Annotated in this window: 20 protein-coding genes; 13 read left to right on the forward strand and 7 right to left on the reverse strand. The window is 36.3% G+C overall.

The window, feature by feature from the left end; translation table 11 throughout:
* Position 1 precedes the first annotated feature (1 nt).
* On the forward strand, positions 2 to 1162 hold the full coding sequence (purT, locus tag ACFQO1_RS08445; protein WP_380217562.1) for a formate-dependent phosphoribosylglycinamide formyltransferase: 1161 nt from the start codon (positions 2 to 4) through the stop codon (positions 1160 to 1162).
* A 14-nt stretch (positions 1163 to 1176) separates the two neighbouring features.
* Here purT and ACFQO1_RS08450 read toward each other — a convergent pair whose 3' ends face one another.
* Both ACFQO1_RS08450 and trkA read right to left on the reverse strand, forming a co-directional pair.
* Positions 1177 to 2682 carry a TrkH family potassium uptake protein gene (locus ACFQO1_RS08450; RefSeq protein WP_380217563.1) on the reverse strand — a complete coding sequence of 502 codons (1506 nt, stop codon included), beginning with the start codon at positions 2680 to 2682 and terminating at the stop codon, positions 1177 to 1179.
* Positions 2682 to 4031: a Trk system potassium transporter TrkA gene (gene trkA / locus ACFQO1_RS08455; protein WP_380217564.1), complete on the reverse strand. Its 1350-nt coding sequence runs from the start codon at positions 4029 to 4031 to the stop codon at positions 2682 to 2684. Before trkA ends, ACFQO1_RS08450 begins: the two co-directional genes overlap by 1 nt.
* Before the next feature lie 123 nt (positions 4032 to 4154).
* Here trkA and ubiE point away from each other — a divergent pair, with 123 nt between their 5' ends.
* Positions 4155 to 4886 carry a bifunctional demethylmenaquinone methyltransferase/2-methoxy-6-polyprenyl-1,4-benzoquinol methylase UbiE gene (ubiE, locus tag ACFQO1_RS08460; RefSeq protein WP_380217565.1) on the forward strand — a complete coding sequence of 244 codons (732 nt, stop codon included), beginning with the start codon at positions 4155 to 4157 and terminating at the stop codon, positions 4884 to 4886.
* A 2-nt stretch (positions 4887 to 4888) separates the two neighbouring features.
* Positions 4889 to 5611, forward strand: coding sequence for a type IX secretion/gliding motility protein PorT/SprT (porT, locus tag ACFQO1_RS08465; RefSeq protein ID WP_380217567.1), 723 nt, complete (start codon positions 4889 to 4891; stop codon positions 5609 to 5611).
* Here the strand turns inward: porT and ACFQO1_RS08470 are convergent.
* Positions 5598 to 6323, reverse strand: a complete 726-nt coding sequence (locus ACFQO1_RS08470; protein WP_380217568.1) for a TrmH family RNA methyltransferase — start codon at positions 6321 to 6323, stop codon at positions 5598 to 5600. The genes porT and ACFQO1_RS08470 overlap by 14 nt on opposite strands.
* 35 nt (positions 6324 to 6358) lie before the next feature.
* On the opposite strand from ACFQO1_RS08470, the gene tamL reads away from it, so the two are divergent.
* The 4 genes from tamL (at position 6359) to ACFQO1_RS08490 (ending at position 11825) form a co-directional block, all read left to right on the forward strand.
* On the forward strand, positions 6359 to 8929 hold the full coding sequence (gene tamL / locus ACFQO1_RS08475; RefSeq protein WP_380217570.1) for a translocation and assembly module lipoprotein TamL: 2571 nt from the start codon (positions 6359 to 6361) through the stop codon (positions 8927 to 8929).
* A gap of 45 nt (positions 8930 to 8974) precedes the next feature.
* On the forward strand, positions 8975 to 10042 hold the full coding sequence (fbaA, locus tag ACFQO1_RS08480) for a class II fructose-bisphosphate aldolase (RefSeq protein ID WP_380217571.1): 1068 nt from the start codon (positions 8975 to 8977) through the stop codon (positions 10040 to 10042).
* 43 nt (positions 10043 to 10085) lie between these two features.
* A complete protein-coding gene (gene accD, locus ACFQO1_RS08485; RefSeq protein WP_380217587.1) occupies positions 10086 to 10952 on the forward strand; it encodes an acetyl-CoA carboxylase, carboxyltransferase subunit beta in 867 nt (288 codons plus the stop codon).
* Between the two features lie 87 nt (positions 10953 to 11039).
* Positions 11040 to 11825, forward strand: coding sequence for an OmpA family protein (locus ACFQO1_RS08490; RefSeq protein ID WP_380217572.1), 786 nt, complete (start codon positions 11040 to 11042; stop codon positions 11823 to 11825).
* Positions 11826 to 11878: 53 nt separating this feature from the next.
* Here the strand turns inward: ACFQO1_RS08490 and ACFQO1_RS08495 are convergent, their stop codons facing one another.
* Positions 11879 to 12694 carry a hypothetical protein gene (locus ACFQO1_RS08495; RefSeq protein ID WP_380217573.1) on the reverse strand — a complete coding sequence of 272 codons (816 nt, stop codon included), beginning with the start codon at positions 12692 to 12694 and terminating at the stop codon, positions 11879 to 11881.
* Between the two features lie 171 nt (positions 12695 to 12865).
* Between ACFQO1_RS08495 and rpsO the strand changes: the two genes are divergently transcribed.
* Together rpsO and ACFQO1_RS08505 are read left to right on the forward strand one after the other, a co-directional pair.
* Positions 12866 to 13135 carry a 30S ribosomal protein S15 gene (gene rpsO / locus ACFQO1_RS08500; protein ID WP_380217574.1) on the forward strand — a complete coding sequence of 90 codons (270 nt, stop codon included), beginning with the start codon at positions 12866 to 12868 and terminating at the stop codon, positions 13133 to 13135.
* Positions 13136 to 13468: 333 nt separating this feature from the next.
* A complete protein-coding gene (locus ACFQO1_RS08505) occupies positions 13469 to 15691 on the forward strand; it encodes a polyribonucleotide nucleotidyltransferase (RefSeq protein WP_380217575.1) in 2223 nt (740 codons plus the stop codon).
* Positions 15692 to 15765: 74 nt separating this feature from the next.
* Here ACFQO1_RS08505 and ACFQO1_RS08510 read toward each other — a convergent pair whose 3' ends face one another.
* Positions 15766 to 16764 (reverse strand): NADP-dependent oxidoreductase, encoded by a 999-nt coding sequence (locus tag ACFQO1_RS08510; RefSeq protein WP_380217576.1) that lies wholly within the window; start codon positions 16762 to 16764, stop codon positions 15766 to 15768.
* Between the two features lie 266 nt (positions 16765 to 17030).
* Between ACFQO1_RS08510 and ACFQO1_RS08515 the strand changes: the two genes are divergently transcribed.
* From ACFQO1_RS08515 to ACFQO1_RS08530, 4 genes are all read left to right on the forward strand, one after another.
* Entirely contained in the window at positions 17031 to 17894 is an 864-nt protein-coding gene (locus tag ACFQO1_RS08515) for a sigma-70 family RNA polymerase sigma factor (RefSeq protein ID WP_380217577.1), read from the forward strand.
* 190 nt (positions 17895 to 18084) lie between these two features.
* A complete protein-coding gene (locus ACFQO1_RS08520) occupies positions 18085 to 18498 on the forward strand; it encodes a BLUF domain-containing protein (RefSeq protein ID WP_380217578.1) in 414 nt (137 codons plus the stop codon).
* Positions 18499 to 18555: 57 nt separating this feature from the next.
* Complete coding sequence (rpe, locus tag ACFQO1_RS08525) at positions 18556 to 19215, forward strand: ribulose-phosphate 3-epimerase (RefSeq protein WP_380217580.1); 660 nt, start codon at positions 18556 to 18558, stop codon at positions 19213 to 19215.
* Positions 19216 to 20184, forward strand: coding sequence for a YpdA family putative bacillithiol disulfide reductase (locus ACFQO1_RS08530; protein WP_380217581.1), 969 nt, complete (start codon positions 19216 to 19218; stop codon positions 20182 to 20184). It abuts the gene before it with no gap.
* 4 nt (positions 20185 to 20188) lie between these two features.
* Here the strand turns inward: ACFQO1_RS08530 and ACFQO1_RS08535 are convergent, their stop codons facing one another.
* Together ACFQO1_RS08535 and ACFQO1_RS08540 are read right to left on the reverse strand one after the other, a co-directional pair.
* The gene (locus tag ACFQO1_RS08535) at positions 20189 to 20719 is read right to left on the reverse strand and encodes a hypothetical protein (RefSeq protein ID WP_380217582.1); all 531 of its coding nucleotides are present in this window, start codon (positions 20717 to 20719) and stop codon (positions 20189 to 20191) included.
* Positions 20720 to 20836: 117 nt separating this feature from the next.
* Positions 20837 to 20944: a T9SS type A sorting domain-containing protein gene (locus ACFQO1_RS08540; protein ID WP_380216794.1), complete on the reverse strand. Its 108-nt coding sequence runs from the start codon at positions 20942 to 20944 to the stop codon at positions 20837 to 20839.
* Positions 20945 to 20960: the final 16 nt, after the last annotated feature.

Genomic DNA, 20960 nt, shown 5'->3' on the forward strand with positions numbered 1-20960 from the left:
CATGGCAAAAATACTACTATTAGGCGCTGGTGAATTAGGTAAAGAATTTGTCATCGCGGCGCAGCGTATTGGACAGATTGTAATTGCGGTGGATAGTTATACAAATGCCCCAGCCATGCAAGTAGCCCATGATTTTGAGGTTATTAATATGCTCGATGGCGATGCGCTTGACAATCTAATTAAAAAACACCAACCTGATTATATCGTTCCAGAAATCGAGGCAATACGTACCGAAAGATTGTATGCGTACGAAAAGCAAGGATTTACGGTAATTCCTTCGGCTAAAGCGGCGAATTTTACAATGAACCGAAAAGCAATCAGAGATCTTGCAGCAAAAGAGTTAGGCTTAAAAACTGCAACCTATAGATATGCTACCTCAGCCGCCGAATTAGCTGAAGCAGTTTCAGAAATTGGCATGCCCTGCGTAGTAAAACCATTGATGTCTTCTAGCGGAAAAGGTCAGAGTACGATTAAAAATGAGGCTGATATCGAAAAAGCATGGAAATATTCTCAGGAAGGTTCGCGTGGGGATGTAGCCGAAGTTATTGTGGAAGCATTTATAAATTTCAATTACGAAATCACCTTACTTACGGTTACTCAAAAAAGTGGAAAAACATTATTCTGCCCTCCTATAGGACATCGTCAAGAACGTGGTGATTATCAGGAAAGCTGGCAGCCTGCAACCATGGAAGCAGTTCATTTAAAAATTGCCCAGGATATGGCAGCAAAAGTGACCAAAGCATTAGGGGGTGCTGGTATTTGGGGCGTAGAGTTTTTTGTAGGAGATGACGGAGTTTATTTTTCTGAACTTTCACCAAGACCTCATGATACAGGGATGGTCACTTTAGCTAACACTCAAAATTTTAACGAATTTGAATTGCATTTGAGGGCAATTCTTGGGTTACCTATTTCTGAAATCACCTTAGAAAGAATAGGCGCAAGCGCTGTGATTTTAGCTTCAGATACTTCAGATGACCCTTCATTTTCAGGAATTAAAGCTATTGCTGATGCTCCTAAAAGTGACTTCAGGATTTTTGGAAAACCTACCGCAAGACCCTATCGTAGAATGGGAGTGGTTGTTACGTACGATTCACTTTCCGCAGATATTAATTCAGTTACAAAAAGAGCAAAAGAACTAGCCGCAAAAGTTAGAGTGGTTTAATATACTTACCTGTATTATCTGTTTCTCCAGAAAAAAGGAGTTAAAAGAATAAGCACCGTAAAAAGTTCCAATCGGCCAATAAGCATTAAAAAGGAAGACCACCATTTGGCTGCGGTGGGCAGTCCATTGTAATTATCTATAGGGCCTAAATCACCTAATGCAGGACCTACATTTCCCAGTGAAGATGCAGCACCTCCAAGCGCTGTTTTAAAATCAAGTCCGAGCCAAGAGAATACGATCACTCCTACTATAAAAGATAACATATAGAGGATAAAAAAACCGAGTATATTATATACGATGGGACGATCCACAGCTCTGTTATTGTAACGAACGGGTAAAATGGCATGTGGATGAAGTGTTCTTTTAAATTCTAACACTCCATTTTTTATCATTATTAAATGCCGTACAATTTTTAACCCTCCTGCTGTTGATCCTGAAGAACCTCCTAAAAACATGAGTCCGAAAAAGAACATGGTTAACATAGGAGTCCAGGCTGTATAATCTGCGGTTACAAATCCTGTGGTTGTTATAATTGCTAATACCTGAAAAAAGCCATGTCGAATCGTACTTTCAACCCTTCCTAAAACCATAGGGTGACTAATCGACGAAGCAGTAATATCTGACTGCCATAAAATAACGAAGGCAGCAATAACAGATAATCCTACAATAAAAATGAGATAAGATCTAAACTCTTCATCTTTAAAAATTCTAGAAAACTTCCCTTTAAAAGCAAAATAACTTAATACGAAATTAGTTCCTGCCAGAAACATAAAAATCATGACTATGTATTGAATCAAAGGCGTATCATTCCAATACGCTAAACTTGCATTTTTAGTGGAAAAACCTCCTGTACTCAGAGTGCTTAGAGAGTGATTAATGGCATCAAAAAAGCTCATCCCTGCAACGGTAAGCAATAAGGTTTCTGCTAGCGTATATCCTACATAAATAAGCCATAATCTTTTGGCAGTATCTGTAATTCGAGGGTGAAGTTTATCTCCTCCAGGACCTGGAGCTTCGGCTGCAAAAAGCTGCATCCCTCCTATTCCTAATAATGGTAAAATTGCCACTGCCAAAACAATAATTCCCATACCGCCAATCCAGTGTGTAATACTACGCCAAAATAACACGCCTCTGGGAAGCACTTCAATATCTGTCAATATTGTGGCACCCGTAGTGGTATACCCACTCATAGTTTCAAAAAATGCATTGGTAAATTCTGTAATTGCACCTGTCGCTAGATATGGGATAGTTCCTGTGAGCGACATAAAAACCCATCCAAAAGTTACTATAATATACCCCTCTCTTTTTTGTATTTCTTTACGGTGATTACGTGTTAAAAACATGACTGCAAGACCAAAACAAACGGTGCCTACTCCAGAGAGTAACATTTCCTGAACTACACCATCTTTATATACAATGCTAATAATTGCAGAAAGAAGCATAAACCCTCCGTTTACACTTAACAGAAGACCCATGATATGGGCAATAATTTTAAAGTTAATCTTTGAAAGCGCACGCATTAGATAAAGAGCTTTTCGATCTTACCTATAGATTGTGGCAGGCAGCAAACGACGACTCGGTCACCACTAAGAATTTTAAAATCTCCTAAAGGTACCTGACCTTTTCCATCGCGAACAACTCCGCCAATAATTGCAGATAGCGGTAAGTTGATCGCTTTAATTGTTTTATTACAAACCAAAGCTGAAGGTGAAACGATAAATTCAAGTAACTCTGCATTCATATTGTTCAATTTTGTCATTGCGACAACGTCTCCTTTACGAACGAAACGAAAAATATTATTAGCAGCAAGTAATTTTTTATTAATCAGCGTGTCAATACCTATAGAATGGGATAATTGAAAATAATCCATATTTTCAACCAAGGCGATGGCTTTTTTTACTCCTTTTGATTTTGCCACCAAACAGGAAATGATATTGGTTTCACTATTTCCTGTTACCGCAATAAATGCGTCCATATCGTCAATGGCCTCTTCATTGAGTAAATCAACATTTCTACCATCCCCATGAATTACTAGACAACTTGAATTAGCATCTGCAATTTCATAAGCCTTATTTTTATCATTTTCAATAAGTTTTACATTAAAGCGACGCTGACATAAATCCTTAGCTGTTTTACACCCTATATTACTTCCTCCTAGGATCATTACATTTTTGATCTCTTCCCGGTCTTTTCCGCTCAATTTATAAATTTCCTCTACACCTTCTTTAGTCGTAGTAAAGTATACTTGATCCCCTTCTTTAAAACGAGTATCTCCTCTTGGAATTAATGTATATTGAGTTCCAAATCGCTGAATGGCAATAGGCATATAAGTAAGTCCTGGGTACATCTCGGCTGTTTCACTTACTGTTTTTCCAACAAAAGCTGTTGTTTTTGACAACTGAAGCCCAATCATGGTCAATGCACCTCCTTCAAATTCATACGTGTCATTAAATGCACTTTGATTCAGAAGCAATTCTATTTCATTTGCTGCCAGTGACTCTGGCGAAATAAGTTCATCAATTCCAAATTTTGTAAACCCTACCTCATCTTTATTGTCAATAAATTCTGTGTTAGATATCCTCGCAATGGTTCGCTTAGCTCCAAGTTGCTTGGCTAAAACGCAAGCAGTGATATTTGTAGTTTCTGAAGAAGTCACTGCTATGACTAAATCTGTCGAATCAACCTTCGCATCTTTTAAAACTGAAATTGAAGTTGCATCGCCACGTATAACACGAATATCCAAATGGGTATCTGCGTTCACTAATGCTTCTTTATTATTGTCTATAAGCGTAATATCCTGTGACTCGAAAGATAGAAGTTTGGATAAATGAAACCCAACTTCACCGGCACCGGCAATGATAATTTTCATAGGTTATTCTGGGATATAGATGCAAAGGTACAAATATGAAACAGGAATATAATAAAGGCATCGTTATTTCTTTAAATTTTGGTAATTTTGCAGCTGCTTTCAAGAAAGCAACAGCAAGACGCTATGAAAGAAAAAATCACACCCTATAAGGATTCAGAACTCAATAAGAAAGAGCAGGTTGAACAAATGTTCGATACCATTTCTGGTAACTACGATGGACTCAATCGTATAATTTCATTGGGAACCGACACCAAATGGCGTAAGAAAGTTATCAGACTTGTTGCTGAAAAAAATCCTAAAACTATATTAGACATTGCAACCGGAACAGGCGACCTTGCTATCAAATTTGCTTCAGAAATAGAATCTGCGACTGTTACAGGCCTGGACCTTTCTGAAGGAATGCTTTCGGTAGCAAGAAAAAAAGTAGCGAATAAAAAGTTTTCAGAAAGATTAACTTTTGTAAAAGGGGATAGCGAAGCGCTTCCGTTTGAAAATGAATCATTTGATGCTATTACCGTCTCCTTTGGAGTGCGTAATTTTGAAAATTTAGAGAAAGGACTTACAGAAATTCTTCGCGTTCTTAAAACTGATGGCCTTTTTGTGATCCTTGAAACCTCCGTTCCTACAAAATTCCCTTGGAAGCAAGGGTATTATGCGTATTCTAAAGGAATTCTCCCTATCATTGGGAAGCTATTTTCAAAAGATAAAGTAGCGTATTCGTACCTAAGTGAAAGTGCTTCAAAATTTCCACATGGTGAAGCCCTGAACAATATTTTAAAGAAAATCGGGTTTAAGACAGTGAAAAATAACCCCCAAACTTTTGGTGTAGCCACAATTTATACCGCTACTAAATAACTATGAAGTATTTATTTCTAATCTTAACCTTATTATTCTTCGTTTCAACAGCAGAAGCACAGTTGTTTACAAAAGAAAAATTACAGAATTTCGGGAATGCCGGAAAGGGAGATTACGACCAACGCACGCTTACCTGGGGCTACTTTTTAGGATTCAACAGCTTCGATTTTAAGATTGAATACAACGAACAGTTTGGTGATGAGAACACCGACATCTTAATAGATGAAGAAGTAGGGTTTAACGTAGGTCTTATTGGCGATATGCGATTGACAAAACACCTAAATCTCCGCTTAGAACCTGGCTTGTACTACGGAAAGAGAGATCTTTATTTTCCTGGCTTTACAGAAGAAAAAGACTTTTTACGCGAAATAAAATCTACCTATATTCACGTGCCCCTACTCTTAAAGGTTTCTACGGCACGTCTCAACAATTTTAAACCTTTCATTGTGGGTGGATTATCGACTTCGTTTAACCTCTCGAGTAATGAAAATAACCCCGAAGACAACTTTGAAGGACAGTTTAGGACAAAAACGGGAAACACTTTTTTTGAACTAGGCTTTGGAATTGACTTTTACCTCTACTATTTTAAATTCACTCCTTCTATTCGGGGAGTGTTTGCTACCAGTAATGAGCTAGTTCGTGATGACGACCCTAATAGCCCCTGGACGAGTAATATAGATAATCTATACACCAGAGCTATTCTTATTAATTTTACGTTTCAGTAGTTCTTTTAAACTCGCTTAACAAAATTGCAGTTGCGGTCGCAACGTTTAAACTTTCGGTGTCTTTGGATGCTCCAAACTGCGGAATGGTAATCGCATGAGTAAGCAATTTTTGAATGCTTTTAGAGATTCCGTTTGCTTCATTTCCAAGGACTACAACCGCATTTTTAGGGAAGGTTTCAGCATAAACACTTTTCCCATCCATCACTCCTCCGTACACAGGGAGATTAGTGTTTTTTAGATACTTTTCTAAATCAACATAATGTACAGCTACTCTCGCAATAGACCCCATAGTCGCCTGAATCACCTTTGGGTTATAACAATCTGCCGTATCTGGACTACAGATCAATTGGGTTATTCCAAACCAATCGCATAAGCGAATGATGGTTCCCAAATTTCCAGGGTCTCGAATCGCATCCAATGCTACGGTCAAACCTTCAGCTTTTATTGATTTTTTCTTCGGAATGTGAAAAACAGCCAATGACCGATTTGCATTTTTTAGAGCGCTTATTTTTTGCAACTCTCTTTCAGTAATTTGAACATAATTTAAATCGTCTGAAGATTTTTCCGTAGCTAAATAGCTGTGTAATTTTAACCCTTCAGAAAGTAATTCACTTATTACTTTAGGTCCTTCTGCAAAAAAAAGTCCGGTAGAATCACGGTACTTTTTTTGCTGTAAACTCGTTATTAATTTTATTTGACCTTTACTAAGCAATTTATCTTATTTTTGAAATACAAATAACAACCCTCTTGACTCGAAGCCTCACAAAAATATCACTATTTTTAGTACTTATCATATTAATTTCGGCCTGTAATGCAGTTAAAAGAGTGCCCGACGACAAATACTTACTCACAGAAAACACTGTTATTGTTGACAGTACTGAAGTGACAGATACAGGAGTTTTAAGTCAAATCTACCAAAAACCAAATACAACTTTTCCTTTACTGGGTATTCCTATTGGGTTGCATATTTACAATATAGCAGATCCTCAACCCGATTCTACATATATTAAATGGTTGCATAAAAAACCCAAACGGGAGGCACGATTAAACAAATTCTTATCAAAAAAACAAACCAATGAGTTAGGAAATAGCTATGTAGGTTTTAACAAGTGGCTGGAAAAAAGTGGAGATGCTCCTGTTGTTATAGATAAAGAGAAAACAGATAAATCTGCAGCACGTATAAAACGATATTATGCAAGTTTTGGATGGTTTAATACCGAAACAAGTTATAAAATTAAGGTTGACAGTTCTAAGAAAAAAAGAGCATCGGTCACCTATAACGTGGAGCGATTTAGACCTTATTATGTGGATTCAATTTCTGAAGATATTAGCTCCCCTATAGTAGATTCACTCTTTCAGGCTTCAAAGAAAAATACCTTTATTGAATCTGGGAAACAATATGCTGCCAATGATTTTTTAAATGAACGAGACCGATTGACTATTCAATTCAGAAATTCTGGATTGTATCATTTTGATCAGGATTATGTTGGTTTTGAAGGAGATACAGTAAATACTAATCATAAGGCAAATATTAAATATATCATTCCAGATAGGAAAATAGAAATTGGAGACACTACCTATACAGAACCTTTTAAAATTTTTAAAGTTAATGAAGTACGCATAGTTACAGATTATAATTTTTCTAATAGAAATGAGGTTTTTAAAGATTCGGCATCTTACAATGGGTACACCTTATATAGTTATGACGATTTAAAATTTAAACCTAAAGCAATTACCAATGCGGTATCCATTACACCCAAGAAAATTTTTAAGGATATAGACCGTACGCTTACCTATAATCAAATAAGTGATTTAAAAATCTTTAAATATCCTAATATAAGCTATCAAGAAGATGCAACAGATACTACGGGTACTGGATTAATAGCTACCATTTTATTAAGTCCAAAAAAGAAATATACTGCTAGTGTCGATCTTGATGCGTACACCTCTACCATTCAGCCATTCGGAACTGGGTTTAGTTCTACTTTTTTAATTCGGAATGTTTTCCGAAGAGCAGAGACACTAGAAATCACTGCAGGCGGAAGCGTAGGTTCGTCGGCAGATAAAGAAGGAAGTTTTTTTGATACTTCAGACATTGGCGCCAATGTAAAATTAAGTTTTCCCCGAATTGTATTTCCTGCAAGTACAGATAAAATTATACCTAAATACATGTCGCCGGCTACCAGTATTAGTGCTGGTTTTAATGTGCAAAATAATATCGGACTGGACCGTCAAAATTTTAGCGGGATCTATAGCTATGCTTGGAAGCCTTCAAAAATAAAGAACTACCGTTTTGACCTACTTAATGTGCAATACGTACGCAATGTAAATCCGGGTAATTATTACAACGTATACCGAAGCTCTCTTAATCAGCTTGAAGATATCGCACAGGAGGTTGGGTATGAATTTATGAATCCTGAAAGTAATGATTTTATTGTTCCTGAAGACGGAACTGGATTTAATGAAGCCGATTTTTTTATTGAAGGCGTTCTTAACAATCAATTTCCAGATCTTAATATAGAGCGTGAAGATTTTAGAGATGTTTTACGAATATTTGAAAGACAAGCCCGACTTACCGAAGATAACTTAATTTTTGCTTCAAACTTTACTTGGAACCGAGATACACGCACCAATATATTTGACAATAATTTCTCTAAATGGCGCTGGAAAATCGAAAGTGCCGGAAACTTATTGTCTGCAATTTCAAGTGTTGCTGGTGCTACAAAAAACGAAAACGGAAATTTTGAAATTTCAGATGTTGTGTTTTCTCAGTATGCAAAAGCAGAAACAGAATATATTAAACACTGGGAATTTTTAAATCGAGATGTCTTGGCTGTAAGAGCTTTTGGAGGCATCGCAATTCCGTATGGCAATAGTAATTCCATTCCTTTTACTCGTAGTTATTTTGCAGGAGGAACCAACGACAACAGAGGCTGGAGAGCCTATGATTTGGGTCCTGGTAGCAGTGGGAGCGTTCTCGATTTTAATGAGGCAAACTTCAAACTGGCGTTTAATGCTGAATATAGGTATACAATTTTTGGCGGATTTAAAGGCGCGTTTTTTATTGATGCCGGAAATATCTGGAATGCTTTTGATGACGTAGATGATCCTGCATTTAGATTTGATGGAATTGCCGATCTAAAAGAAATTGCAGTAGCATCTGGTATAGGTTTACGTTATGATTTCGGATTTTTTGTAATTCGCTTTGACATAGGGTTTAAAACTCACGATCCGGCAAGACCCGTAGGCGAACGCTGGTTTAAAGATTACAATTTCACCAACGCAGTCTATAACATAGGGATCAACTATCCCTTTTAAACCACATAATTTCCTTATTTTTGTAGTGAATATACCAAACAAATTATGAGTCACAATATCCAACCAGGTGTAGCAACTGGGAGAAACGTTCAGGAAATTCATCAACTAGCAAAACAAAAAGGCTTTGCCATGCCTGCTGTTAATGTCACTGGATCCACAACTGTAAATACAGTTATGGAAACTGCTGCCGAAGTAAATGCGCCAGTGATTATTCAGTTTTCAAATGGAGGAGCCCATTTTAATGCAGGTAAAGGACTTTCAAATACCAATGAAAAAGCAGCAATTGCCGGTGGCATAGCGGGAGCCAAACACATTCATGAAATGGCTAAAGTTTACGGAGCTACTGTAATCCTGCATACCGATCACTGTGCAAAAAAATTATTACCCTGGATTGACGGCCTTTTAGATGCCAGTGAAAAATACTATAAGCAACATGGACACTCGTTGTACAGTTCTCATATGATAGATCTGTCTGAGGAACCTCTTGAAGAAAACATCGAGATTTGTAAAAGATATTTGGAGCGTATGAGCAAGATGGGGATGACCTTGGAGATAGAATTGGGTATTACGGGAGGAGAGGAAGACGGTGTGGATAATACAGATGTTGACTCTTCAAAATTATATACACAGCCCGAAGAAGTGAGTTATGCCTACGAAGAGTTGTTAAAGGTGAGTGATCAATTTACGATCGCAGCTGCCTTCGGAAACGTCCATGGAGTTTACAAACCTGGAAATGTAAAATTGACACCTATAATCTTAAAAAATTCACAGGAATATGTGCAAAAGAAATTTGGAACAGGACACAATCCTATCGATTTTGTTTTTCACGGCGGAAGCGGTTCTACAGTAGATGAAATTCGAGAAGCTATTGGCTATGGTGTGGTAAAGATGAATATAGACACCGATTTACAATTTGCGTATAATGAAGGGGTAAGAGATTATATGGAAACCAATATCGAATACCTACGCACACAAATAGGGAATCCTGAAGGAAACGAACTTCCAAACAAAAAATACTATGATCCAAGAAAGTGGCTTCGCGAAGGCGAGCTTACATTTAAAAGCAGATTAAAAAAGGCTTTTGAGGATCTTAATAATATAAATACTTTATAACAGAGTTTACTTGATTAATGAAACTCATTTAACCGAAGATACTATGGCTTGGTTTAAAAGAACAAAAAAAGGAATACAAACACCTACAGAAGACAAAAAAGATGTCCCTAAAGGGTTATGGTACAAATCCCCTACTGGAAAAATTGTTGATAGTGATGAACTTGAGAGCAATTATTTTGTGAGTCCCGAAGATGGGTATCATGTTCGTATAGGAAGTAAAGAATATTTTCAGATTCTATTTGACAATAATAAGTTTAAAGAACTGGATAAAAATTTAACGTCAAAAGACCCTTTGGAATTTGAAGACAGCAAAAAATATGTAGATAGATTAAAAGCGGCGCAAGAAAAAACAGGATTGAAAGATGCTGTAAGAACTGCAGTTGGGAAATCTATGGGAGAAGACCTAGTTGTTGCCTGTATGGATTTTAGCTTTATTGGCGGCTCTATGGGAAGTGTTGTTGGAGAAAAAATTGCACGTGCTGCAGATTATTCACTAAAGCATAACATACCGTTTTTAATGATAAGTAAAAGTGGAGGTGCTCGTATGATGGAAGCTGCTCTTTCATTAATGCAACTAGCTAAAACAAGTGCTAAATTGGCTAAACTAGCAGACGCTGGGGTTCCATATATTTCCTTATGTACAGACCCAACTACAGGAGGAACAACCGCTTCATTTGCGATGTTAGGAGATATTAATATTAGTGAGCCTGGAGCGCTAATTGGTTTTGCTGGACCACGTGTAGTGCGTGATACAACTGGTAAAGAATTACCCGATGGTTTTCAAACAGCAGAGTTTGTCCTGGATCATGGATTCCTTGATTTTATAACACATAGAAAAGATTTAAAAAGAAAGATTAACCTCTACTTGGATTTAGTATTAAATAGACCTCTTAGAGAAAAGTCAGCTTAATATCTTTAAAACCTTCAGCTTAAAACTGAAGGTTTTTTTATACACTATAGGTATAAAGTTTTCCGTTACATCATAAACTACATCCTAATGAAAAAAGTCACATTTTTTCTTTTTCTCTTCGGAAACATTTGTTTTGCCCAACAAAAAATAGATACCGTTTCTTTGTATTTTGAAAATGATGTTTCGGCTTTAACCACAGCACACCTTCAAAAAATTGACAGCATTCAGTCTGACACGCTGCCCATCATCTCTTTGAAAATTAATGGGTATGCCAATAGCTTTGCCAGCTTTGAATACAACCAGAAACTTTCAGACAAAAGAGCAACTAATATTGCTGAAGCTTTTTCAGATTCAATAAATGTGCAAACCATAGGTTTTGGTGAAATTGACGATCCTTCGGCAGCTTATAGAAGAGCAGATATTATTGTAACAAGACAATTTCATACTATTACGAAAAAAGAAGTGGTACCAGAACCAACTTTAGAGAATGAAATGAAAACTGCCGTTTCAGGAGAAAAGATAACACTTCAGGGAATGCAATTTTATCCAGGCGTTGATATTATTCGAGAATCCAGTATTCCTGTAGCAAAAAAACTTTTCTTCTTTTTAACTGAAAATCCTTCAGTAAAAATTAAAATCAGTGGTCATGTTTGCTGCGGAAGGCTTGGTATTCCATCCAGTATCGATGGAATGAACAACCGCACACGCGTCCAAAATCTTTCAGAAGCACGAGCAGCAGCGGTATATAATTATTTGGTTGAAAAAGGGATTTCTAAAGACAGAATGCAATATGAAGGATTGGCATTTTTGTTTCCGTTAGGCAAAACCGATGATGATGACAGGCGCGTTGAAATTGAGATCCTTTCTAAATAAAAAAAACTCACCGTAAAGTGAGTTCTTTTATAGTAGGATTGAATTTTATTTTATTATAGCACAATATCATAGATACGTCCATTAATTTCGAGGGTAGCACGATTATCACAACTGCCATCTCCCCAATCTATCACACCAGTAATATTTTGTTGCGAAATTTCTAACAATCCGCTAACCAGGTAGCGGCATTGTAATTTTCTCACCAGCTTATCGGTTACAGTTCCAGTTCTTGAAAATCCGTTGGTAAATATTGTTTCCCAATTTCCAGTGATATGGTACACATTATCCTGCCAGTTTCCGCTACCAACTCCTTCTACCCATTCTGAAATTCGGGTAGCGTTACGCGTTGCAGTTATTTCGGTATTTGGAAATGAAACTGTGATATCTTCTGTGACAGTAGATTGTGGATTTCCATTACCATTATCTACTACTCTTACTACAGTTCCTCCTCCAGAAATTCCGTTAGAATTATAGGTGAAATTGGTATACTCATACGTGAGAGTTCTAGTACCACCGTCCAAGGGCCCATATAGAATTTGGATACTTCCGGTTACAAATGCACCGTTATTTAATTCGCAACCTGTTCCAAAATCTAACAAAATGCTTCCCCCATTGCCATTAGGTTGAATGGTAATTGTAGTACAATCTGGAAATAAGGTGGTTACAGCAACACCACGAGGCTCTTCATTTTCTGTATAGGCATTTTCTATAATACTCAAAGCACCATCGGCAACATTATCGGTTTGTGCTGCGCGGGCACTATCTTCGGCAGAAAAATTAAATTCTTCTTGAATGGATTCTGCATCACAATTTGCAAAAAGTACTGCCAATAAACATATGGCAAAAAGTTTTAAAAAAGGAATTTTCATATAAGATGGTTTTTTTGTGGATATAATTTAAAACTTAAATTTGTGTCAAAAATTGTATTACACATGTAAAAAAATCGGCATCATATAGTTTAGTATAACTAATTTACTTATTTTTGCAGCCTGATTACGAGAGACGTATTCATACATAAAAATTATTTTAATAATATTGGCATGTATTTAGCACCAGAAGAAAAACAAAAAATCTTCGCAAAGCACGGTAAATCTAAGACAGATACTGGTTCTGCAGAAGGACAAATCGCTCTTTTTACTTATAGAATTGAGCATTTAACAGGACATTTAAAAGCAAACCACAAAGACTATAACACAGAGCGTTCTCTTGTGAAGTTAGTAGGTAAGCGTCGTTCATTATTAGATTATTTAATGAAGAAAGATATCTTACGTTACAGAGCTATTGTAAAAGAGCTTAATTTACGTAAATAATATAATTGTAAAGGAGGCGCTAGGCGCCTCCTTTGTTTTTTCAGAATTTGTTTTTGAAAAACACCTAAAAAGTCTGTAATTCCTCCCCTAAAGGATTGACTATTTAAAATTAGAATATTAAATTTCAATAATACTACTCTTAGGGCTAGTGTACTAAAATTGAAATAATACATAGAAAAGCTACCCTTAGGTTTTTCATTGGTCAACCACAACAACACAACAACACTACAGTCGATAATCGATTGTTGACCAAATTAATAATTTCCACAGGTATTGCCAGCGGCAATAGCTTGGATGAAACTTCCGTTTTTACGGAAGAAAAACACAATTTTTATGATACCCAAAGTATTTAAAGAGGTTATTGACCTTGGTGACGGTAGAGAGATTTCTATCGAAACTGGAAAATTAGCAAAACAGGCACACGGTTCTGTCGTGATACAGTCTGGAAAATGTATGTTATTATGTACCGTAGTTTCAAACTACGAACAAAAAGACCTGGACTTTTTACCTTTAACGGTAGATTACCGCGAAAAATTCGCAGCATCTGGGCGTTATCCAGGAGGTTTCTTTAAAAGAGAAGCCAGACCTAGTGACGGAGAAGTATTAACGATGCGTTTAGTCGATCGTGTATTACGACCGTTATTCCCAAAAGATTACCATGCTGAAACACAGGTAATGATTCAGTTAATGTCTCATGATGATGATGTAATGCCAGACGCAATGGCTGGACTTGCCGCTTCTGCTGCAATTCAGTTATCAGACCTTCCATTTGAGTGTGCTATTTCCGAAGCAAGAGTAGGACGTGTTAATGGTGAGTTTGTCATTAATCCAACAAGAGCTCAACTAGAAGAATCTGACATCGATATGATGATTGGTGCTTCCGCAGACAGTGTTATGATGGTTGAAGGTGAGATGAAAGAGATTTCTGAAGAAGAAATGACAGAAGCTATCAAGTTTGCACATGAGCACATTAAAAAACAATGTGAAGCGCAATTGAGATTAGCTGAAGCATTCGGAAAGAAAGAAGTTCGTGAATATCCTGCCGAACGTGAGGATGCAGATCTTGAGAAGAAGGTATATGACATGGCATACGATAAAGTATATGCTATCGCAAAAGCTGGTTCTGCAAAACATGAAAGAAGCAACGCGTTTAACGAAATTAAAGAAGAGATCAAAGCCACTTTTTCTGAAGAAGAGTTAGCAGAGTATGATGGATTGGTTTCAAAATATTATCGCAAAGCAGAGAAAGCAGCTATCAGAGATTTAACCTTGAACGAAGGTGTACGATTAGATGGTCGTAAAACTGTGGACATTCGTCCTATTTGGTGTGAGGTAGATTACCTTCCATCGGTACATGGCTCTGCCGTATTTACACGTGGAGAAACTCAGGCGTTAGCCACAGTAACGTTAGGAACTTCTAGAGAAGCAAACCAAATTGATATGCCTAGTTATGAAGGAGAAGAAACATTTTACCTTCACTATAACTTCCCTCCTTTCTGTACAGGGGAAGCTAGACCAATTCGTGGCACATCACGTCGTGAAGTTGGACACGGAAATCTTGCACAACGTGCATTAAAAGGAATGGTGCCAGCAGATTGCCCTTATACAGTTCGAGTGGTTTCTGAAGTATTAGAATCGAATGGTTCTTCTTCTATGGCGACCGTATGTGCAGGAACAATGGCGATGATGGATGCAGGAGTACAAATGATAAAACCAGTATCTGGTATTGCTATGGGATTAATCTCTGATGGAGATACTGGAAAATATGCTGTTTTATCAGATATTCTTGGAGATGAAGACCACTTAGGTGATATGGATTTTAAAGTAACAGGTACCGCAGATGGTATTACGGCTTGCCAAATGGATATTAAAGTAAAAGGATTGTCTTACGAGATTTTAGTAAAAGCATTAAAACAAGCTCGTGATGGTCGTTTGCATATTCTAAAGCACTTAACTGATACGATCGCTGCGCCAAGAGAAGATGTGAAACCTTACGCTCCTAAAATGGTTACCGTACGTATACCTAACGATTATATTGGTGCTTTAATTGGACCAGGAGGGAAAGTAATACAAGAACTTCAGAAAGAAACAGGAACAACGATTGTAATCAACGAAGATCCTGTTACCGAAGAGGGAATTGTTGAAATTCTTGGAACGGGTCAAGAAGGAATTGACGCAGTGTTAGCAAAAATTGATTCGATTACTTTTAAACCAGAAGTAGGATCTGTATATGAGGTAAAAGTAATTAAGATGTTAGACTTTGGTGCTGTTGTAGAATATACAGAGGCTCCAGGAAATGAGGTGTTATTACATGTTTCTGAATTGGCTTGGGAACGTACCGAAAATGTAAGTGATGTGGTAAATATGGGTGATGTTTTTGATGTGAAATATTTTGGTGTGGATAAGCGTACTAGAAAAGAAAAAGTATCGAGAAAAGCGATTTTACCAAAACCTGAAGGTTTTAAAGAGCGTCCGCCTCGCGAAGACCGAGGAGATCGTACTAATCGCGGCAGTAGAGATAATCGTGGTCGCGACAATCGTAATAAACGTGACTAAATAGTAGTAATACCTACAATATAAAACGCCTTTCATTTCTGAAAGGCGTTTTTTTTAAAAGTATTTATAAGCACTTATACTTTTACCACCATCTTTCCTTTATTCTCTCCTTCAAATAAACCAATAAAGGCTGAAGGCAAAGTATCAAAGCCATTTTTTATGGTTTCACTATAAGTTAGTTCGCCAGATTGTAACCAGGAACCCAACTGCTTTGTAGCACTTTCAAAATCATCCTTAAAATCCCGAACTATAAACCCTTGCATTTTTACACTTTTCTTAACCAGTGTTGTTTCATGTCTGGGGCCTTTTGGAGTTTCAGTAGCATTATACAAAGAAATAGCTCCGCAATTTATGACACGCCCGTATCTATTAATATTTGCCAATGCTGCATCTAATATTTCGCCTCCAACATTATCAAAATACACATCAACACCTTCGGGACAAGCATTTTTAACAGCTGAATTCATATCCTTGGTAGTTTTGTAGTTTATTCCACTATGAAAGCCAAATTTTTCTTTCATTATAGTTAGTTTTTCATCACTTCCAGCAATACCTACTACGTGACAGCCTTTAATTTTTCCTATTTGCCCTACCGTACTTCCCACAGCACCCGAAGCTCCTGAAACTAACAAGGTTTCCCCTTTTTTTAGGTCACCTATTTTATTGAGACCTACATAGGCTGTAATTCCTGTAAGACCTAAAATACCAAGATAAGCGCTTAATGGTGCCTGCTCTTTGTCAACTTTTTGAAGCTCATTACCGCTGTGAACTTGTATAAGTTTCCATGGCAGCATTCCGTGTACATAGTCTCCTTTGTTGTACTCCGAATTATTTGATGCTAACACCTCTGCAATCACACTACTCTCAATAGGTTTTCCAATCTCAAAGGGAGGTATATAGGATTTTTCATCACGCATGCGACCCCTCAAGTAAGGGTCAACTGATATATAAACCGATTTTAATAACAAAGCACCTTCTTCTACCTCTGGAGTTTTAATAGCTTGTATTTCAAAATTGGCTTCTTCAGGGTTACCTTCTGGTCTCTTTTTCAATATTATCTGTTTGTTATCCATTATTTTCTATTTTAATTTAATAGTAAAAAAAATAAAAGTTTTGAAAGACTATTTCTCATAAGATTAACAAAAATTTCAAGCCTTTATCATAAATTACAGCGAAGTTCTTTTGAAGCAGACATGCCATTACCTAAATGACTTTAAAAAATTAAAAGCTATAAAAAGGGAATGAATTTTTTTCTATTTATTTTGTAACCTTTTTTGAACTCTTTACGTATAACTAAGTAGAACGCATGTATGCACACCTAAATCTTAGTATTTTTTAAATGAGACAACTCAAAATTACAAAGCAGGTTACGAACAGAGAAACTGCTTCATTAGACAAGTATCTTCAGGAAATTGGAAAAGTTGACTTAATTACCGCAGACGAAGAAGTAGAATTGGCACAAAAAATCAAAGCTGGCGATCAACGCGCACTTGAAAAACTTACAAAAGCTAATTTACGTTTTGTTGTATCGGTAGCAAAGCAATATCAAAATCAAGGGTTAACACTCCCAGATTTGATCAATGAAGGGAATCTAGGTCTTATTAAAGCCGCACAACGTTTTGACGAAACACGTGGTTTTAAATTTATTAGTTATGCCGTATGGTGGATTAGACAATCTATCCTTCAAGCATTAGCTGAACAGTCACGTATTGTACGCTTACCACTCAATAAAATTGGAAGCATCAATAAAATTAATAAAACATTTGCTTTTCTAGAGCAAGCACACGAGCGCCCACCTTCTGCCGAAGAAATTGCAAAAGAATTGGACATGACGATCAATGATGTTAAAGAGTCAATGAAAAATTCTGGACGTCATGTATCCATGGATGCGCCGCTCGTTGAAGGAGAAGATTCCAATCTTTACGATGTATTGCGAAGTGGGGAATCTCCAAATCCAGACCGTGTATTATTACATGAATCATTACGTACCGAAATCGAAAGAGCACTGGAAACACTTACACCTCGTGAGGCAGATGTCATTAGGCTGTATTTCGGACTTGGAAGTCAAAACCCTATGACGTTAGAAGAAATAGGAGAAACATTCGATTTGACTCGTGAACGTGTACGCCAGATCAAAGAAAAAGCAATTAGAAGGTTGAAGCATACCTCTCGTAGCAAGATCTTAAAAACATATTTAGGCTAGTCCTAATAACGGTAACTTACAGTATTGATACCTGGTGATGCGGGTATTGTAACATACTGTTCGTTTTTTGATTGATGAATGACCTCCGGAGTGATTACCGGAGGTTTTTTTTGGATTCTATTTATAATTAAATTGATATTGTTACTACTGAAAAATTATTTTAGTAATTTTAGTGTACAAAAAAACAACAATGTCATATACTATTTGTTATGTTAGTAAAGCTTCAGAAAACCTAACTGAAGAGTTCATCAATGAAATATTTGAGAAAACTGTTAAAAAGAATAATCTAAAAAACATCAATGGGATTTTACTTGAAGGATTAGGTAATTTTTTTCAGGTACTGGAAGGAGACAAAACCATTATTGAAGACCTATATCAAAATTCAATTCTTAAAGATAATAGGCACTCAGGTGTGTTCGAAATTATAAGAAGAGAAACCGAATTTAATGTATTTTCAGATTATAGCTCGAATTTTAATGTAGTTAAAACGCCTTCAGATTTAAGAAGAATTCAAGAATATTTGAGTCGCACCCGCTATAATTCTACTTCAGAAAAAATAAAAAGATTACTAACACCCTTCATTTCGGCCCCAGCAGAACTATAATAGCTATTACTCTAAACCTTCAGCATAAATTAGTACCTTTGCTGAAAGTCAATTTATATGAGTACTAAATTAATTGCTCCCTCTATTTTAGCAGCAGATTTCGCTAACTTACAAAGAGACGTAGAAATGATTAATGCGAGTGAAGCAGATTGGTTTCACATTGATATCATGGACGGTGTTTTTGTTCCAAATATTTCTTTTGGAATGCCTGTTTTAAGAGATATTGTTAAGCATGCAATCAAAACTATCGATGTGCATCTTATGATTGTTGATCCCGATCGCTACATTAAAACTTTTTCTGAATTGGGAGCAAATATTTTAACGGTACATTATGAAGCCTGTACCCACTTACATCGTACCCTACAAGCAATAAAAGCTGAAGGAATGCAAGCTGGAGTAGCACTAAATCCGCATACAAGTGTTTCATTATTGGAGGACACTATCCGTGATATCGATTTAGTTTGTGTAATGAGTGTAAACCCAGGGTTTGGCGGACAGAGTTTTATTGAAAACACTTATGATAAGGTTAAAAAATTAAAACAACTTATTTCTGAAAAAGGCGCTTCTACAAAAATTGAAATTGACGGCGGCGTCACCAATATAAATGCAAAGCAGTTAATGGGTGCTGGTGCAGATGTTTTGGTCGCAGGTAGCTATGTATTTAAGGCAAGTAATCCTACTGAAACTATCGCAGATTTAAAGAAAATTGTATCGTAAATGTCTGCAACTATTCTGGATGTTGTTATTGTTGGAGCAGGACCTATTGGAATTGCATGCGCACTTGAATGTGAAAAAAATAATGTGTCTTATCTGGTACTCGAAAAAGGAGCTCTGACAAATTCGTTGTTCAACTATCCGTTAAACATGTCTTTTTTTTCGACTTCTGAAAAGTTAGAGATAGACGAAATACCCTTTATAAGTTCAAATGCAAAACCAAACCGAAATGATGCCTTAGAGTATTATAGAAGGTTGGTCACTTCAAATAAATTAAAAATTAATCTATACGAGAAGGTACTTTCAGTAAAAAAAATAGAATCTGTTTTTTTAATAGCTTCTGAAAGTGAAAGTTACCATGCAACTAATGTAATTATTGCAACAGGATTTTATGACATTCCAAAATTGCTTAATATCCCTGGCGAAAATCTGCCAAAAGTTTCACACTATTATAAAGAAGCTCATCCCTATTCACTACAGAATATTATTGTTGTAGGAGCAAGCAATAGTGCTGTGGATGCTGCTCTTGAGATTTGGCGTAAAGGAGGCAAAGTGACCATGATCGTAAGAGGGGCAAGTATTGGCGAAAGAGTTAAATACTGGGTGAAACCAGATATTGAAAACCGAATAAAAGAAGGAAGTATCAAAGCCTATTTCAATGCTGAAGTTTCTAAAATTGAAGAAAGTGAAGTTGTTATTCAAACTCCTGAAGGTGAAGTCATCATTAATAATGACTATGTTCTAGCATTAACGGGCTATCGACCAAATTTTGAATTTTTAATAGCAATGGGGATTAAGCTTTCTAAAGAGAATATGATTCCCGAGTATAATAATGTAACTATGGAAAGTAACGTCAAAGGCTTATACCTTGCTGGTGTAATATGTGGTGGTACTGAAACTCATAAATGGTTTATTGAGAATTCCAGAATTCATGCTAGAAAAATTCTAAATGATATTGTCTTAAAACTTTAATTTATTACTTAGAAGATTCTCCTTTAAAATGTTGTGAACTATTTTTAAAAAGCACATTAAAGGTAGTCAAACTACCATAGCAACGGGTAATATATTGCTGTAAATCAACCTTATCCTGATCATCTAAAGATTTACTACTGTTTATTTTTTGCTCCATAACACGTAAACGATCGCGTAGCATTACAATTTTATGAAAAAAAGTATTTATAGGAATTTCCTTATTGGCCATAGTTACATCTTTAGGCTGCAACACTAAAAGTCCTCCTTTATATTTATCTGCCAATGGAACTATTTCACTAACATCACTCCATTTTTTTAAAATCTCTCTCAGGCTATTTTCAACCTCATAAAAACTTACGGTATCAACTTCATCTTCTACAGCTTGAATTACATCAAACTCAGAATCTACATCAATTGTTTCAAGTCCTTTATCTATAAATGTGACCCAATACATATTAGAAGTAACATTAGTTACTACCCCTTTTCCATATTCTGAATGTTCAATTCTTGATCCTATTCCCAAAATGTTTTTCATGTTCTATTTTATTTCAATCTAAAATAAACAATTTATAAAATAAAAAACAACTAAAAATAAGAAACCCTGTCACTTTCGTAACAGGGTTTCTTTGGTTGGTTAAATATGATTAATCGATTACTCGATGATTAATCTTTTTACAACTACGTTGTTCTCACCAGAGATCTGTACCATGTAGACTCCAGAAGCAAGAGAAGAAACATCAATAGTTCTTTCTCCAATCATTCCGTCTAAGTTTACA

The organism is Jejudonia soesokkakensis, assembly GCF_042664795.1.
In the GTDB taxonomy this organism is placed as follows: Bacteria; Bacteroidota; Bacteroidia; order Flavobacteriales; family Flavobacteriaceae; genus Jejudonia; species Jejudonia soesokkakensis.

Bases quoted from the DNA above. Each gene is read 5' to 3' on its own strand.
- purT (WP_380217562.1), top strand. From the start codon at position 2: ATGGCAAAAATACTACTATTAGGCGCTGGTGAATTAGGTAAAGAATTT.
- ACFQO1_RS08450 (WP_380217563.1), bottom strand. From the start codon at position 2,682: ATGCGTGCGCTTTCAAAGATTAACTTTAAAATTATTGCCCATATCATG.
- trkA (WP_380217564.1), bottom strand. From the start codon at position 4,031: ATGAAAATTATCATTGCCGGTGCCGGTGAAGTTGGGTTTCATTTATCC.
- ubiE (WP_380217565.1), top strand. From the start codon at position 4,155: ATGAAAGAAAAAATCACACCCTATAAGGATTCAGAACTCAATAAGAAA.
- porT (WP_380217567.1), top strand. From the start codon at position 4,889: ATGAAGTATTTATTTCTAATCTTAACCTTATTATTCTTCGTTTCAACA.
- fbaA (WP_380217571.1), top strand. From the start codon at position 8,975: ATGAGTCACAATATCCAACCAGGTGTAGCAACTGGGAGAAACGTTCAG.
- accD (WP_380217587.1), top strand. From the start codon at position 10,086: ATGGCTTGGTTTAAAAGAACAAAAAAAGGAATACAAACACCTACAGAA.
- ACFQO1_RS08490 (WP_380217572.1), top strand. From the start codon at position 11,040: ATGAAAAAAGTCACATTTTTTCTTTTTCTCTTCGGAAACATTTGTTTT.
- ACFQO1_RS08495 (WP_380217573.1), bottom strand. From the start codon at position 12,694: ATGAAAATTCCTTTTTTAAAACTTTTTGCCATATGTTTATTGGCAGTA.
- rpsO (WP_380217574.1), top strand. From the start codon at position 12,866: ATGTATTTAGCACCAGAAGAAAAACAAAAAATCTTCGCAAAGCACGGT.
- ACFQO1_RS08505 (WP_380217575.1), top strand. From the start codon at position 13,469: ATGATACCCAAAGTATTTAAAGAGGTTATTGACCTTGGTGACGGTAGA.
- ACFQO1_RS08510 (WP_380217576.1), bottom strand. From the start codon at position 16,764: ATGGATAACAAACAGATAATATTGAAAAAGAGACCAGAAGGTAACCCT.
- ACFQO1_RS08515 (WP_380217577.1), top strand. From the start codon at position 17,031: ATGAGACAACTCAAAATTACAAAGCAGGTTACGAACAGAGAAACTGCT.
- ACFQO1_RS08520 (WP_380217578.1), top strand. From the start codon at position 18,085: ATGTCATATACTATTTGTTATGTTAGTAAAGCTTCAGAAAACCTAACT.
- rpe (WP_380217580.1), top strand. From the start codon at position 18,556: ATGAGTACTAAATTAATTGCTCCCTCTATTTTAGCAGCAGATTTCGCT.
- ACFQO1_RS08530 (WP_380217581.1), top strand. From the start codon at position 19,216: ATGTCTGCAACTATTCTGGATGTTGTTATTGTTGGAGCAGGACCTATT.
- ACFQO1_RS08535 (WP_380217582.1), bottom strand. From the start codon at position 20,719: ATGAAAAACATTTTGGGAATAGGATCAAGAATTGAACATTCAGAATAT.
- ACFQO1_RS08540 (WP_380216794.1), bottom strand. From the start codon at position 20,944: ATGATTGGAGAAAGAACTATTGATGTTTCTTCTCTTGCTTCTGGAGTC.